Origin of the sequence: Streptomyces sp. NPDC006655 (assembly GCF_040703965.1) — a bacterium.
GTDB lineage: Bacteria > Actinomycetota > Actinomycetes > Streptomycetales > Streptomycetaceae > Streptomyces.
Map to the genome: position 1 here is coordinate 58,135 of NZ_JBEYJU010000008.1, position 13,735 is coordinate 71,869.

General features: G+C 69.6%; 11 protein-coding genes and 1 pseudogene. 7 read left to right on the forward strand and 5 right to left on the reverse strand.

Features of this window, described 5'->3' with window-relative positions; genetic code table 11:
- The first annotated feature begins 7 nt into the window (after positions 1-7).
- The 3 genes and pseudogenes from AB0958_RS06860 to AB0958_RS06870 form a co-directional block, all read left to right on the forward strand.
- A complete protein-coding gene (locus AB0958_RS06860) occupies positions 8-1,183 on the forward strand; it encodes an alpha/beta hydrolase (RefSeq protein ID WP_366889246.1) in 1,176 nt (391 codons plus the stop codon).
- 2 nt (positions 1,184-1,185) lie between these two features.
- A complete protein-coding gene (locus AB0958_RS06865; RefSeq protein WP_366889247.1) occupies positions 1,186-2,103 on the forward strand; it encodes an alpha/beta hydrolase in 918 nt (305 codons plus the stop codon).
- A gap of 259 nt (positions 2,104-2,362) precedes the next feature.
- A pseudogene (locus AB0958_RS06870) lies at positions 2,363-2,690 on the forward strand (hypothetical protein); the annotation flags it as partial.
- 41 nt (positions 2,691-2,731) lie between these two features.
- Here the strand turns inward: AB0958_RS06870 and AB0958_RS06875 are convergent.
- Positions 2,732-3,988: an aldehyde dehydrogenase family protein gene (locus AB0958_RS06875; protein WP_366889248.1), complete on the reverse strand. Its 1,257-nt coding sequence runs from the start codon at positions 3,986-3,988 to the stop codon at positions 2,732-2,734.
- Between the two features lie 181 nt (positions 3,989-4,169).
- Complete coding sequence (locus AB0958_RS06880) at positions 4,170-5,603, reverse strand: aldehyde dehydrogenase family protein (protein ID WP_366889249.1); 1,434 nt, start codon at positions 5,601-5,603, stop codon at positions 4,170-4,172.
- Between the two features lie 148 nt (positions 5,604-5,751).
- Between AB0958_RS06880 and AB0958_RS06885 the strand changes: the two genes are divergently transcribed.
- Positions 5,752-6,369: a TetR/AcrR family transcriptional regulator gene (locus tag AB0958_RS06885; protein ID WP_366889250.1), complete on the forward strand. Its 618-nt coding sequence runs from the start codon at positions 5,752-5,754 to the stop codon at positions 6,367-6,369.
- Positions 6,370-6,666: 297 nt separating this feature from the next.
- Here AB0958_RS06885 and AB0958_RS06890 read toward each other — a convergent pair whose 3' ends face one another.
- Positions 6,667-7,710: an alpha/beta hydrolase gene (locus tag AB0958_RS06890; protein ID WP_366889251.1), complete on the reverse strand. Its 1,044-nt coding sequence runs from the start codon at positions 7,708-7,710 to the stop codon at positions 6,667-6,669.
- 153 nt (positions 7,711-7,863) lie between these two features.
- Between AB0958_RS06890 and AB0958_RS06895 the strand changes: the two genes are divergently transcribed.
- Positions 7,864-8,085 carry a DUF5990 family protein gene (locus tag AB0958_RS06895; RefSeq protein ID WP_366889252.1) on the forward strand — a complete coding sequence of 74 codons (222 nt, stop codon included), beginning with the start codon at positions 7,864-7,866 and terminating at the stop codon, positions 8,083-8,085.
- Positions 8,086-8,419: 334 nt separating this feature from the next.
- Here AB0958_RS06895 and AB0958_RS06900 read toward each other — a convergent pair whose 3' ends face one another.
- Positions 8,420-9,022, reverse strand: coding sequence for a TetR/AcrR family transcriptional regulator (locus tag AB0958_RS06900; RefSeq protein WP_366889253.1), 603 nt, complete (start codon positions 9,020-9,022; stop codon positions 8,420-8,422).
- Positions 9,023-9,960: 938 nt separating this feature from the next.
- Between AB0958_RS06900 and AB0958_RS06905 the strand changes: the two genes are divergently transcribed.
- The gene (locus AB0958_RS06905) at positions 9,961-11,313 is read left to right on the forward strand and encodes an FAD-dependent oxidoreductase (RefSeq protein ID WP_366889254.1); all 1,353 of its coding nucleotides are present in this window, start codon (positions 9,961-9,963) and stop codon (positions 11,311-11,313) included.
- Between the two features lie 314 nt (positions 11,314-11,627).
- On the opposite strand, the gene AB0958_RS06910 is transcribed toward AB0958_RS06905, so the two are convergent.
- A complete protein-coding gene (locus AB0958_RS06910) occupies positions 11,628-12,236 on the reverse strand; it encodes a CGNR zinc finger domain-containing protein (protein WP_366889255.1) in 609 nt (202 codons plus the stop codon).
- A gap of 668 nt (positions 12,237-12,904) precedes the next feature.
- Here AB0958_RS06910 and AB0958_RS06915 point away from each other — a divergent pair.
- Complete coding sequence (locus AB0958_RS06915; RefSeq protein ID WP_366889256.1) at positions 12,905-13,693, forward strand: enoyl-CoA hydratase/isomerase family protein; 789 nt, start codon at positions 12,905-12,907, stop codon at positions 13,691-13,693.
- Positions 13,694-13,735: the final 42 nt, after the last annotated feature.

Here is a 13,735-nt window from a genome sequence, read left to right on the forward strand (position 1 = left end):
ACACGAGATGAACAGCCCAGCGACGCAGGCGCCTACCGCGGTGCTCGTCCACGGATACCTGGACGACGGCGCCATCTGGAACAGCGTCCGCACCGTCCTCGACGAGCGGTCGATCCGCTCGATCGCGTTCGAGCTCGCCGGCATGGGTGCGCGCGCCTCGGATCAAGGGCCGTTCACGCTCGCCCGCTGGGCCGATGACCTCGAGAGCGTCGTGCGCGCGACGGAGGGCCCCGTCGTGCTCGTCGGCCACAGCATGGGAAGCCAGATCGCCGAGCTCGTCGCCGCCCGTCTGGCCGAGCAGGTGCGCTCCCTCGTCCTGGTCAATCCGATCCCGCTGGCCGGCATTCACCTTCCGCCGGAGCAGATCGCCCCCTTCCAGGCACCCGATCTCGGACTCGACGCGCAGCGCGCCTTCCGCGGTGCGCTCGCCACCGCGTTCCCGGCCGAGGAGAATGACCGGCTCGCCAAGGTGGCCCTGCACGTCGCCCCGTCGACGATCGCCGACACGGCGACGGCGTGGAACATCGGCCACCCGGACGGACAGCAGCCCAGCAAGTTCCCCGGGAGCGTCACCGTCCTGCGCGGCGAGAACGACCCCTTCGTCACGGAAGAGATCGTCTCCGCGTATGTCGCGCCCCGCTTCCTCGGCGCCGCCACGCAGACGATCGCCGACGCGGGTCACTGGGCGCACGCCGAGAACCCGACCGCGGTCGCCGCCGTCATCACCACGGTCGCCGAGGAGATCGCGTCGAACTCCGCCGACGGCCGCCCGGCCGAGGCCTGGACGGCCGCGTTCGAGCAGCGCACCGAGGATGCCTTCTCGGCGGCGCTCTCTCCGAACGTGCGGATGGAGGCCAGCGCGCTCGCCAAGCCGGTCGAGCGCAAGGAGCACGTCGAGGCCCTCATGGCTGCGGTGAGCTCCGTGTACGAGCGGCTCGAGTTCGTCCGGAAGGCGCAGGACGGCCCGCGGACCTATCTGGAGTGGGAGGCCGCCGCGTTCGGTGGCTTCGAGATGAAGGGGATCACGATCCTCACACGTGATGACGCAGGACTCATCACGGAGATCGCCATTCACCACCGGCCCATCGGCGCCGTGGTGCAGATCAACGCGAAGGTCGGGGGACCCCTCGTCGAGGCCGGCCTCGTCCCCGCCGAGTACTTCAACTTCACGGAAGGCGAATGACCATGACAGAACGCATCGACGTGGAGTTCACGGCGGACGGGGGCGTGACGCTGCGCGGCTGGCTCTACCTGCCGGACGCCGAGGGCCCGCGCCCCGCGATCACGATGGCGCACGGATTCGGCGCCAACCGGGAGATGGGTCTCGACCCGTACGCGCGTAAATTCGCCGACGCCGGGTTCGTGGTGCTCATCCACGATCACCGCACGTTCGGCGCCAGCGACGGCGAGCCCCGCAACGACGTCGACCCGTGGCGTCAGATCGCGGACTGGCGCCGCGCGATCAGCTTCCTGGAGGCCCGCCCGGAGGTCGACGCGGACCGCATCGGGGTGTGGGGTTCGAGCTTCGCGGGCGGTCACGCGATCGTGCTCGGGGCGACCGAGGTGCGGATCAAGTGCGTGGTGTCGCAGGTGCCCACCATCAGCGGATTCGAGCAGTGGCAGCGCAAGGTCCCGCCGGAGCGCATCGCCGCCTTCGAACGCGCCCAGGCCGACGAAGAACGCGCCCTGGCCGCCGGCGGTGAACTGCGGTACCAGACCTCCATCGGCGACGATCCCACCGACCCGGCCCTGTACAGCAGCCCGGACGCAGTGCGCTTCTACCGTGACCTGGTTCCGCCGGGCCGCGAGAACAACACGGTGACGATGCGCTCCAGCCGGGCTGCGCGGCTGTACGAGCCGGGCGGGTGGATCGCCCGCGTCTCACCGAAGCCGCTCATGATGATCGTCGAGACCGGCGAGACGGTGATCCCGACCGACCTCCAACTGGCCACTTTCGAGCGGGCGTTGGCGCCGAAGGAGCTGGTGCTGCTGCCCGGCGGCCACTTCGACGCCTACAAGGTGCACTTCGAGGAATCCAGCGGCGCTGCGCTGTCCTGGTTCCAAACGCACCTCGACAAGGCCCTGGCCCCAACCGGCTCATGAGACGGAGGCGGTTCCGGCTGCCGCTGGAACCGCCTACCCGCGCCGACGCGATACGTCGACGAATCAGGCGGTACGGGAGGAGCGAAGCCGCTGCTCGGTCCAGTAGCGCCGCCGTCCAGTGCTGCAGTCTGGACTGGCAGCCCGGCCGTCGGCCGACAGCAGATCTCACGGGACATTTCGTCAACCATGCTGCTGCCCCTGTCAGTCGCGGGTGATCAACGGGTCCCCTCCGTACCCGGTCAGGGGTCCGTCGCATGGCCTTCCGGAGCGTTTCGGCAAGTGGAAGACGGTGCACGAAGGCACAGACGCTGGTCTGCCGAGGGCACCTGGGCATGGTGGGCGTGCGCTCGGCCTCCTGCCGTGCCCACCAGCTCGCCGCCGGCGTGCGCAGGAAGCCCACGCACCACCCCGGACCGTATCAGCGCGGCCGTAGCGAACTCGTCCGCAGCACTCGACGGTAACTGCGCAGGCCCCGGATCAACCACACTCTCCCAGAGCCGAAGCGCGCAAGTTCGAACGCTGGCAGCGGCGGCCGCCGCGCCGGCTCAGACAGGAGCCGGTACGAGCGCCGCAATCAGGCCGAGCGGCGACAAGCCGTGCGGTGGCCGCTTCTCCATGCCGCATCGGCTCAACTGTGCACGGTCGTCGCCGGTCGCACGACGTACTGGCGCAGGTACAGGTCGCGGTAGGTGACAGGGCCGCGGGGGCCCGGGACGCGGTCGAGGTTGATGCCGGTTTCCGGCAGGCGCAGGAGCTTGAAGCCGTCGAGGAGGCGTGTGGTGGAGTTCCAGAAGACGCCTGATCCACCGTAGGCGTCCATGAAACGGGCTGCGGTGTCCGGGTCGTGGGTGGCGATGGCGGCGGCCAGCCCGGAGGTCTCCTCGTTGGCGATCCGTGCGGCTTGGACCGGGCCGTCCGCCTCGTCGATCGTCACCGTCGCCGCGTGCTCGGGGTCCAGGGACCACTCGTAGCCGCGCGCGTGGGCGTGCGGCGGCAGCGATGCCGTGATGCCGAGGTCTTCGAGGGTCTTCAGAATGCCCGGCAGCAGCGTGGCGTGGACAGCCCGGTCGATGAGGAGCAGATTGAGCCGGTTGCAGACGCCCAGCCGGTCCAGGCCGCTGGTGACCAGTTTGTGCACCAGCTCCTCGTCGGCGTCCCGGGCCACGTAGAGCACTCCGCCGCCGTCCGCGTGGGCCAGCGTGCGCACACCGTGGCGGGCGGCCTCGCGGCCGAGTTCCCGGGTGCTGTCGCCACTGCCGCGCAGGATGACCAGGGGAACGGTCTCGGGCAGCGACACCAATGCGTACGCCGCCGCCCGGTCCTCGCTCGGCACCAGCTGGATGGCGTCCGGGTCCAGTCCCGCGTCGGTGAGAGCCGGCGTGATCACGTGCGTGACCAAGGCCTGGGAGGAGCGAAGGGCCGCCGAACCGGTGCGCAGCACACCGCCGTTGCGGGACTTGAGGAACTGGGAGGCGACGTCGATTGTCACATTCGGACGCGCCTCGAAGTTCGCACCGATGACACCCACCGGTCGGCGCCGCTCCAGCAGGACCAGGCCGTCGGGACGCTCCTCGAGGACGCTGTCCCGCGGCTCGTGCGGCACGTCCGCCAGCGCACGCAACGCCGCGGCCATGTCCTCAAGTCGCGGGCCGGTCAGCCGCAGGCGATCCTGCAGTGCCTCCGACATCCCGCTCGAGGCGGCCGACCGCAGGTCGTCCTGATTCGCCGCCGTCAGCACGTCGCGTGCCGTGTGCAGCCGATCCGCCATGGCCCGCAGCGCGGTGTCGACCTCCCCGTCCGACGCCCGGACCAAGGCCGCCGCGCCCTGCATCGCCCGGACCGCGCAGGCGCGAACCGCCTCCTGGACGGAGCGGGGAACACTCATCTCGTTCCTGCTCACTTCGGTCCCTTCGTGGTCCAAGCGCGATATGCGACAAACAGCGACAGGAGGATTGTTCAACAACCTTAGAGCACGAGCACTGCAAACCGCCCGGTTTCCTCGGGCCGACTCAAAGGAGTGACCGGGAGCACGTCGACCGCGCCCTCATGCTCGGCGCCGGTCCGGCTCACGTGATGCGTCGCAGGATGCGGTCCTTGCGGCGGGTGTAGGGCGGATAGGTCACGCGCAGCGTGTCGGCCTGGAGCGGCTTGTCGAGGACGGACTTGATGTGACTGAAGGTGTCCAGGGAGTACGAGCCGTGGTAACGGCCCATGCCGCTCTCACCGACGCCGCCGAAGGGCAGTCCGGGCACGCCGAGATGGGCGGTCGGAACACCGAAGGCCAGGCCGCCGGATGAGGTCTCCGCGACCAGACGCCGCTTGGAGCGCTTGGACGCGGTGAAGGCGTACAGGGCCAGCGGCTTGTCCCGGCCGGTGATGAAAGCGATCGCTGCGTCCAGGTCGGGGACCCGCACGATGGGCAGGATGGGGCCGAAGATCTCCTCGCGCATCACCGGAGAGTCGGGGTCGACGTCAGCCAGCACGGTCGGCGCGATGTAGCGGGCGTCGCGGTCGTGGTCGCCGCCCACGACGGTCCGGCCGTCGTTCAGCAGGCCGGCCAGCCGGTCGAAGTGGCGTTCGTTGATGATGTTGCCGTAGTCGCTGCTGCGGGCCGGATCGGTGCCGTACATCTCGCGGATCGCATCGCGCAGGTGCGCCTCGATCTCGGTGCCCGCCTCGCCTATCGCCAGGACGTAGTCGGGTGCGACGCAGGTCTGGCCCGCGTTCATGAACTTGCCCCAGGCGATGCGGCGGGCGGCCGTCGCGAGGTCGGCGCCGGGTTCGACGACGGCAGGGCTCTTGCCGCCCAGCTCCAGGGTGACCGGGGTGAGATGACGGGCCGCGGCGGCCATGACGATACGTCCGACCGTGCCGTTGCCGGTGTAGAAGATGTGGTCGAAGCGCTGCTGGAGCAGGGCGGTCGTCTCCGGCACGCCGCCCTCGACGACGGCCACGGCCTGCGGGTCCAGGACCCGCGGCAGCCAGTGGGCGAGCACGGCCGAGGTCGCGGGGGCGACCTCGCTGGGCTTGAGGACGACGCTGTTGCCGGCGGCCAGCGCCCCGATGACCGGTGCCAGCGCCAGATTGACCGGGTAGTTCCACGGGCTGATGACCAGCACGACGCCCAGCGGCTCACGCACGGTCCAGGCCCGGGACGGCATCAGCGACAGGGGCACGGAGACCCTGCCCGGGCGCAGCCACCGGTCGAGATGGCGCAGGGCGTGGTCGATCTCCTTGACGAGGAAGCCGATCTCCATCATGTGCGCCTCGGTCGCGCTCTTGCCGAGGTCGGTCTGCAACGCCTGCGCGAACACGTCCTCATGCTCCGCGAGCAGACGTCTCAGAGCCTGCAGCTGCTGCTTGCGCCAGGCGACGGGCTTGGTGCGGCCGGTGTTGAACGTGGCACGCAGTCGCGCGACGGTCTCCGCCGCAGGGGTCGCCTTGACAGTGATGCCCGGCTGACCGCCGGTGGGTGCGTTGGTGGTCACGTCCAGAAGCATATACGAAACGAAATATTTTCGTTTCGTTTGCTTGTATACTCAACCGTGTGACTTATCCCACTCTTGCTCACCGTTTCGTACGACAGCCCGACCATCTGGTGTGCTTTGCCGCCCATGCGTCCCGCCGGATCTCTCCGGGAGCTGTCCGATGACCGGGGCGCAGGCACGCCGGGGGCGCCCCCGCGACGCCTCCCGAGACCGCGCACTGCTGGAGGCGACCCTGGCGGTCCTGACCGAGAGCGGCTACCGCGCACTCACCACCGCCGCCGTCGCGGCCCGCGCCGGAGTGTCCACCGCCACCCTCTACCGCCGCTGGCCCTCCAAAGAGGACATGGTCGTCGACGCCGCCGCCGCCTGTGTCCAGGAACTCACCACGCCCACCGACACGGGCACACTCGAAGGCGACCTCCGCGCCCTGCTCCGGGACAAGGCGGCTTCCCTGACCGGGAAGGAAGGGGGGGTGCTGCAGACCCTGATCGGCGAGGCCCGGCACAACACCCCGCTGGCCGAGGCCCTCACGAACACGTTCGTGCTGCCCATGCGCCGGCGCATCGAGGAGATCACGCAACGTGCGGCGGAGCGAGGCGAGATCCCGCCCGTGGAGCACGCCGACCTGCTCGGCGACCTGGTCCTCGGCCCCATGGTCAGCAGGTTCTTCCTCACCCCCCTGCCGCCGGACCAGGTGGACGCGGCAACTGCGGCGGAGACTGCCGACCGCCTCCTGCCCTTTCTCCTGCGCGCCGTCGGGCACAAAGGGCACGCCTGAGCGAAGGTGGCCCCCGAACGCGTCCGAGAAGGGCAGGTTCACCGGGCCGCCTTTCGCGCAGCGGCGCCGCCTGCGGCGGACCATGACCCGGAAGACGGCCCGGGGCCACCGAGATCGGTGTCCGACGGCGCCGCGCACCTCGGAGCGTCGGGCGTCGGGCTTCGGGCGGGGCAAAGGACCTTGTCGCTGCCCACGACTGACGGCTGCGCTCAAAGCTCCCGTTCATGTGGCCTCGCAGAGCAGCACGGGTACGAGGAAGAGGACGGGACAGTGCCCTCTGACCGGTCGGGGCGGGGGTCAGCTGTTCAGGAAGCCCAGGATGTGGTCGGCGACGGTCTTGGGCTGCTCGAGGTGCAGGAAGTGCCCTGCGCCGGGCACCACGACGCGTTCGAAGCCGCTCGTGAACACGGCTTCCATGCCGTCGCTCAACTCCACGGATATGCAGTTGTCGTCGGCCCCGTGGAGGTAGAGGGACGGGACGGTGATGGCACCGCTGGCCCGGGCTTCCGCGGCCCTGGTCGCCTCGTCCGCGGGGGGCGTGAACAACTGGCGGTAGTAGCCCAGGGTCTCGGTCAGAACTCCTGGCGCACGGAGGGTCTCCTTGAGCGCGGCCCGCTCCGCGTCCGGCAGCTCGTAGCCGGGGGACCATTCCCGCCAGAGCCGGTCGATGAAGGCGAAGTCGTCGAACTCGACGGCCGCCTCCGCCATGGCCGTCTGGAAGAAGAACATGTACCAGCTGCGTCGCTGCTGGTCGCCGTCGGTGAGCCAAGCGGTTCGCACTTGCGGGCCGTAAGGAACCGCCATGCCGACAAGCTTGCGGACACGCGTCGCGCCGAGGCTGGCCGCCGCGTACGCCGCCCGGGCACCGAGGTCGTGACCGATGAGATCCGCCTGCTCGCGCCCGAGCGCTTCGATCAGGGTGAGGACGTCCTGGCCGGTCGCGGACGCGCGATAGGAACCGTCGGGTGCCGCGCCACCGGGCCAGTATCCGCGCTGTGCGGGTGCTACCGCCCAATACCCTTCCTGTGCGAGGCGGTCGAGAAGTCCTGCCCAGCTGGCGGCGTGGTCGGGAAACCCGTGGAGGCACAGAACGAGTGGCCCGCTGCCGGCCTCGAGAATCGGAACCTCCAGCCTGCCGACCTGAACCGTCCGATGACGGACACGATCGGCCGCGTGGGACGTGCCGGTCGAGGAGCCCTCGACAAACGGCGGTCGCTGGGTCACCTGTGTCATGCGTTCGACCTCCAAGCCGCCCTGGCGGCGGCGCGGTCCTGCAGGCCCGGACCGAGTAGTGGGTTGCGTGTTCTGCTCCAGCCGAAAGAGCGGCTGTCCGGCGGGCATTGCTCGCGCCCGACGGCCGGTACCGAACGGGTTCGCTGGCACCGGCGCCAGCACCCCCTCCCCCGCGCTCGAGGATCTGCACTGGATGCAATGAGCGTAAGTCTTTTGATTATGTTGCTCAAGTAGCTCTTGGGATGAGCAAATAGATCACAGTTGTTTCAGCGGGCACCCGGCCGTCGGACGACTGCCGCTGGACCGGACACGATCGGGACCTTCTCGCGACCTGGCATCCACATCTCGTGGGGCACCGTCGACGAGGTCGGCGCCTTCACGATGCTCCGCAGCGCCGAACTGTTCCTCGACGCCGTCCCCACCGACGTCCTCGATGCCGCCGTGCGCACCGACCGGCCGCACGGACGTGACGTCTCGGCCTGACCGACGCACGCGTCGCACCGCCAGCCATCACCTGGACCGCCCGTCGCGGGCCTGCACGTCCGGACCGGGCAGTCCGGAACAGGTCACTGCCTTCGTCATGGCCGAGGCGGAGACCATCGAGTCGACCGCGCGGCCCCGGACGGGGCCTTGCAGACCCAAGCCGAGCCCTCAGTCCGGAAGATCGCTGTAGGCCCCGCCGGGCGCACGCCGTACGGAACGCGTTGCTGCGCGCCCGGGCCGCCGGCGGCATCGCAACCCGGCCAGCACCTGTTCGACCTCGCCGTGCCGCGAGCCGTGCGGTTGCGGTGAGCCAGGCAGGTGGCCGCCGGAGGTGCTACGGCCCGGACAGCGGAGAAACGGCATCCATGGCGAGGTCGAGAAGTTCCGCCACGGAGCGCTTGCCGTCGCAGGCGACCCACTCCAGACGGGCATACGCGAAGCAGGCCACGCCGGCGGCGGCGAGCGCTCCCGCGCGCAGCCGACGCTCCTCGCCGGGCGGCGTTTCCGTGAGTCGCGGGACGAGCGACCGGGCGATGACCTCGTTCCACTGGACTTCTTGGTGCAGGTGCTTCGCGTACAGCACCGGAGTGTCGTGGATCAGGCGGATCATCGGCAGCGACTGGTTCCTGGTCCACTTCTCGATCACTTCGTCGAATGCGCGGCGCAACGCGTACCAGGGTTCTTCCTCAGAGGGGCGCGCCACCAGGGCGTCGGCGATGTCGGTGCCGGTTTCGTCGAGCACGTAGGTCACTACGGCTTCCTTGTTCGCGAAGTAACGGAAGAAGCTGCGCGGTGACAGGCCGGCCGCCATGGCGATCTGGTCCACGGTGGTGGATTCGTACCCGTTCGCGAGGAAGAGGTCGACTGCGACCGTCTTCACTTCCTGCTGCACCGCTTGCCGCTTCCGCTCGCGCAGGGTGATCTGCCTCTCGTCCACGCCCCGATGCTACAGCAGGCGTCATATCCGTCATCTTCTGACTGTCTTGACAGTCTCTGCCACTCTGGGCGTACTCTGCATGACGTGCCTGATGACATGTATGTGCCGGTGAGGGACCGAAGTCATGGCGGTCACCGCAGCGGTGTGGTGAGAGGTGGGCGTCCGTACGTCATCGAGATGCCGCAGCGGGAGCTGGACGGTTCTCGCGTGTGCCTGCGCCGCAGCCGGGTGTGCGGCCCGGACCTGGACCGGCCGGCCGGGAAGCTGCGGGAACTCGCCGAGAAGTCCGCCTGGCAGACCGTGGGGTGTGTTCAGGTTGCCCTTCCTGCCCGCCCGCGGAGACGATCCCCTTCCGCGGCCGATGGTGTTCGGCGACAGCCGGGCGGGATTGTTCTGGCCAGACCCGAATGATCCTCGGCCCGATCCCCGGCCCGCGCCCCCACGGAACCCCGGCCCCCGTCGAGTGCAACACACCTGCGGCACTCGGCTGACCTGCAGTCCGGGGAAGGCGGATACGCACCGCCGCGTATGACCACAGCGCTGACCGTCGGCCGTGCGCCCGGCGGGCTCGCCGGCCGGTCCGCGGTCTGAGGTGCACTGCCGCGTCATGATCCACCCGGATGGGCCCGGCACCACCCCGATCGCCATCGCGGCCTGCGCCGAAGAGCTCGTCGTCGTGCCACGTGAGGTCGGGTGCGGCTCTTTTCACCTCAAGCGCTGCACCGCGTTCCCCCGCACCTCGCCACGCTGATCGACGACGCCCAGCGTGCTTGCGGCCCTGCAGGCATCCACCCCACAGGCAAGGGCGCGTCAAGGTCGTCGCGAGCCCCGCGTCCGCCTGCCCGCCCTGGCGCTTGTCTCCCACCGCCGTCGTGCGACGGCCGGCTTCCGCACCGGGGTCCGCCCGGTCGGAGTACCGAACACATTTGGAAGGTTCAATGCCCAACACAACGATCACGGTCGACTACTTGATCATCGGCGCCGGTGCCACAGGAATGGCCTTCGCGGACGTTCTCGTCAAGGAGAGCACCCACACGATGGCCATAGTGGACCGCAACCACGCTCCGGGCGGTCACTGGACGATGTCGTACCCCTTCGTCAGGCTGCATGGCCCGTCGAATGTCTACGGCGTCCACTCCCGTGCGATGCCGAGCGACTCCCTCGGAGGGAACCTCGCGTCGGGCCACGAGATCCTCGACTACTACGACCGCGTCATGCACGAGACCTTGCTGGGGTCGGGCCGCGTCACCTACCTGCCGATGCACAACGTCGACGACGTCGAGCCGGGCCGGCCCGCAACCGTCCAGGCGCACTCCCTCGTGAACGGCACGCCGACGCAGATCGTCGTCAGGAAGCGTGTCGTCGACGCCTCCTACATGAGCATCACCGTGCCCGCGATGAGGCAGTTGAGCTATGCCGTCGAAGACGGTGTACCGATCGTTCCGGTCAACCAGCTCGTGAATCTCGGCGGTCGGGCGGAACGGTTCACCGTGATAGGGGCGGGCAAGACGGGCCTGGACGCGTGCCTGTGGCTGCTGCAGCACGGCGTCGATCCCGACCGCATCACCTGGATCACGCCACGTGACGCATGGATGCTCAACCGGGACCAGGAGGCACCGCTGTCCCGGTTCGGTGAGCTGACGAAGCTGCTCGCATGCAACTCGGTGGACGACGTGATCAGTGCGCTGGAGCAGATGGACCTCATCATCCGCCGTGACCCGTACGTCAGGCCCAGCGCCTTCCGGTGTGCGACCGTCAGCTCAGCCGAGCTCGCTCAACTCCGGAAGATCGAGCACGTCGTACGGCTGGGACGGGTACGCCGCATCGACTCGGCCGGCGTCCGGCTCGACGAGGGCAGTATTCAATCGCCGCCGGAGACGGTCTACATCGACTGCTCGGCGGACGGTCTCACGCAGAAACCGCCGAAACCCGTCTTCGAGGACAGCGCGATCACACTCCAGGCGTTGGTGCCGTGCCTGCTCGCACCCAGTGCCGCCATCGCCGGGAAGCTCGAGTGCCTCGACCTCGACGACGACTCCCGCAACAGCCTGGCCCCGCCGGTGCTCAATCCCAGCTCCTCGCGCGACATGCTGTCCTTCTTCGGCACACGCATGGAGCGGCTGCACCGGTGGTCCGGCGCACCCGCCCTGTTCGAATGGCTGCTCGGCTCGCGCCTGGGGTCGGCGCTGAGCGACCTCCAGCAGATGACCGACCAGGACAACCGCGCCGCCGTCTCTCTTCTCGCCTCCCACCTGGAGGACCTGCTGAAAAGGGACGGTGTCTCGGCCTGATCCCCCACGCTGAAGGACAGGGGTACCCGGCGTCGGGCGCCCCCGTCGCGCGTACGAAGACTGCGAGGCTGCCGCCGGCCGCCCGCAGACGAGCCTTCGGCGGGTTCTGCCGCGACCGGGCGCGGAAGCCGCGTTTCTCTTCGACGGACGCCCCACCGCCGATGTCCTGCGGCCCGCCACCGCGAGCGGTCCACCACCCTGATCCTCGCGCGGGTCACGGTGATGCGAGAGGGCTCAGGATTCCTCACGCTCTGGCGGGATCGGCTCAGCGGAACCGCGAGAGGGACAACGGGCAGATCACAAACCCTGGCCTCCTACCCGGCGGTCCGCACGCGCTGACGCGCCCGGTGTGCCCGCAGGTTCTCCGGGTTGCCGCAGGTCTTGGTGGAGTGCCACACGCCGCTGCTGTTGCGGGAGCGGTCGAAGAAGGCGGTCGCGCAACGGGCGTTGCGGCAGATCTTCAGCCGGCGCCAGGTGTCCGTCTGCTGGGCCTGGAACATCTCGATCAGCACCAGGGCGGCCACGTACCGCCAGCCCTGTCCGCGCGGCTCCAGGACGACCCGCCCGCTGCGGTCCATCCGCAAGGCCGCCGCCGCGACATGAACGGCGGGCGCCATGTCAGCCTCATCGCCGCGCGGGCCCTCGCCCTCCGGTGAGACAAGTAGCCGTCTCAACTCAGCCCGCAGGCCGCGAAGTTCCTCGAGATCATTCTCGGTCAGGTGCACCTGCGGGACAGCCTGCCCCGCCTCTTCGGCCCAGCAGTCCAGAACCTGGTCGAGCCATGTCTGCGCCTGGGCGAGGTCATCCAGGAGGTCGGCGGCCCGGGGGCGGCCGGCGGAGATGGTGTTGAGCAGGTCGTGCACCAGCGCCAGCCCGAGGGGGGCGGGCTCGACCTCGTACCGCGTGGATGCGGGCCACACCATGGGCCTGCCCCCTTTCACTCGTCGTCACCCTGCCGACATGACCGTGACCAAGTGGTCACTGGCTCATGGTACGGCACCCCTGCCACCTTGAACTGAAATGAGCTAAGGGCGTACAGTTCTTTCAGATCGATCGGCAACGCAGCCGCACGAAGGGTGTCACTCATGAGCTCGCCACCCCCACAGCCCTCCGGACGCTCCGTGCGCTCCACAGCGGGAGAGCGGTGGCGGCACCGTCGTGGCGGTGCCGCTGACCCACTCATCACCGCAGGACGCGTCGGCGCCGTCGTAGACCACGCCTCCCCACGCCCGCACTGCCGTCGTCGAAGAAGGCCGCCGGCCACACATGGCACGGCCCGGCTCGCTCGCCGCACCCTCGACGGGTTTTTTCGACCTCGTATCGCCGACGACCCGGACCCGACCCGTCCCGCGCACACCGGCCCCGGCTGATGTCCGACGCCGACGACGACCGCCTCACCCTGCCGGCCTCGCGCCGGCGCCCTACGAACAACCCCTGCGACCCGAGCGGCTGACGCTCATGCGTGGGGCCGCTTCGCCCCGTACAGCACGCGGTTGTCCACCGCCACGCAATCTGCCCCCACCTGGTGGTGCGACCGCATCCCCGAGGGGGCCGTGAGGCCGCCCGCACTGCCCCGAGCCAAGGAAACGCCATGACCGTTCTCACGCACGCCATCGATGGCGATGTCGCTACGATCGTCCTCGACAACCCCCCGCAGAACCGCTTCGCACCCGAGTTCGCCCAGGAGCTCGGCGAAGCCGTCGACGCCATCACGCGCAGCCCGGCCCGCGCCGTCCTGCTGCGGGCCGAGGGACCCGACTTCAGCTGGGGCGGCGACTTCCGCCCCTGGCTCGACGCCGACCGCACCAGCCTGCGGGCCGACTTCGACGAGATCATGGCCGTGATCAACCGGTTCGAACAGCTCCCGGTCCCGGTCGTGGCCGCGGTCCAGGGGCTGTGCTTCGGCGGCGGGTTCGAACTCGCGCTGCGCGCCGACATCATCCTCGCCGGCGAGAGCGCCCGCTTCGGCCACCCCGAGCAGTCGCTCGGCATCGTCACCCTCCTCGGCGGAATCCACCGGGTGGCCGAACGGGCCGGCCGGGCCCGCGCCTACGAATGGGCACTGACCTCCGAGCAGGTACCCGCCACGGTCATGGCCGAGGCCGGGGTCATCAACCGCGTCGTCCCCGACGACGAACTGCGCGCCGAAGCCGAGGCCTTCGCCCGAAAGATCGCCCATGGCCCCACCCGGGCGCACGTGGTGCACAAGGCGCTGCTGCGCTCCTGGGCCACGGGCGGCATCCCGGCCGCCGACCAGCAGCTGTTCGACCTGGCCGTCCCGCTCTTCGAGACCGAGGACGTCAAGGACGGCCTGGTCTCCGCCGCCAAGGCCCTCAAAGAGGGCCGGCCCCGGCCCGTCCTCCCCTTCAAGGGCCGCTGATCCCACCCACTCCCCCCACCCGCCGACAACCAGAGGACACCA

What these genes read in the sequence shown, in the direction of transcription:
- AB0958_RS06915 (WP_366889256.1), top strand. Translation starts at nt 12,905, where the DNA reads ATGACCGTTCTCACGCACGCCATCGATGGCGATGTCGCTACGATCGTC.
- AB0958_RS06875 (WP_366889248.1), bottom strand. Translation starts at nt 3,988, where the DNA reads ATGAGTGTTCCCCGCTCCGTCCAGGAGGCGGTTCGCGCCTGCGCGGTC.
- AB0958_RS06860 (WP_366889246.1), top strand. Translation starts at nt 8, where the DNA reads ATGAACAGCCCAGCGACGCAGGCGCCTACCGCGGTGCTCGTCCACGGA.
- AB0958_RS06885 (WP_366889250.1), top strand. Translation starts at nt 5,752, where the DNA reads ATGACCGGGGCGCAGGCACGCCGGGGGCGCCCCCGCGACGCCTCCCGA.
- AB0958_RS06865 (WP_366889247.1), top strand. Translation starts at nt 1,186, where the DNA reads ATGACAGAACGCATCGACGTGGAGTTCACGGCGGACGGGGGCGTGACG.
- AB0958_RS06890 (WP_366889251.1), bottom strand. Translation starts at nt 7,710, where the DNA reads ATGCCCGCCGGACAGCCGCTCTTTCGGCTGGAGCAGAACACGCAACCC.
- AB0958_RS06905 (WP_366889254.1), top strand. Translation starts at nt 9,961, where the DNA reads ATGCCCAACACAACGATCACGGTCGACTACTTGATCATCGGCGCCGGT.
- AB0958_RS06910 (WP_366889255.1), bottom strand. Translation starts at nt 12,236, where the DNA reads ATGGTGTGGCCCGCATCCACGCGGTACGAGGTCGAGCCCGCCCCCCTC.
- AB0958_RS06880 (WP_366889249.1), bottom strand. Translation starts at nt 5,603, where the DNA reads ATGCTTCTGGACGTGACCACCAACGCACCCACCGGCGGTCAGCCGGGC.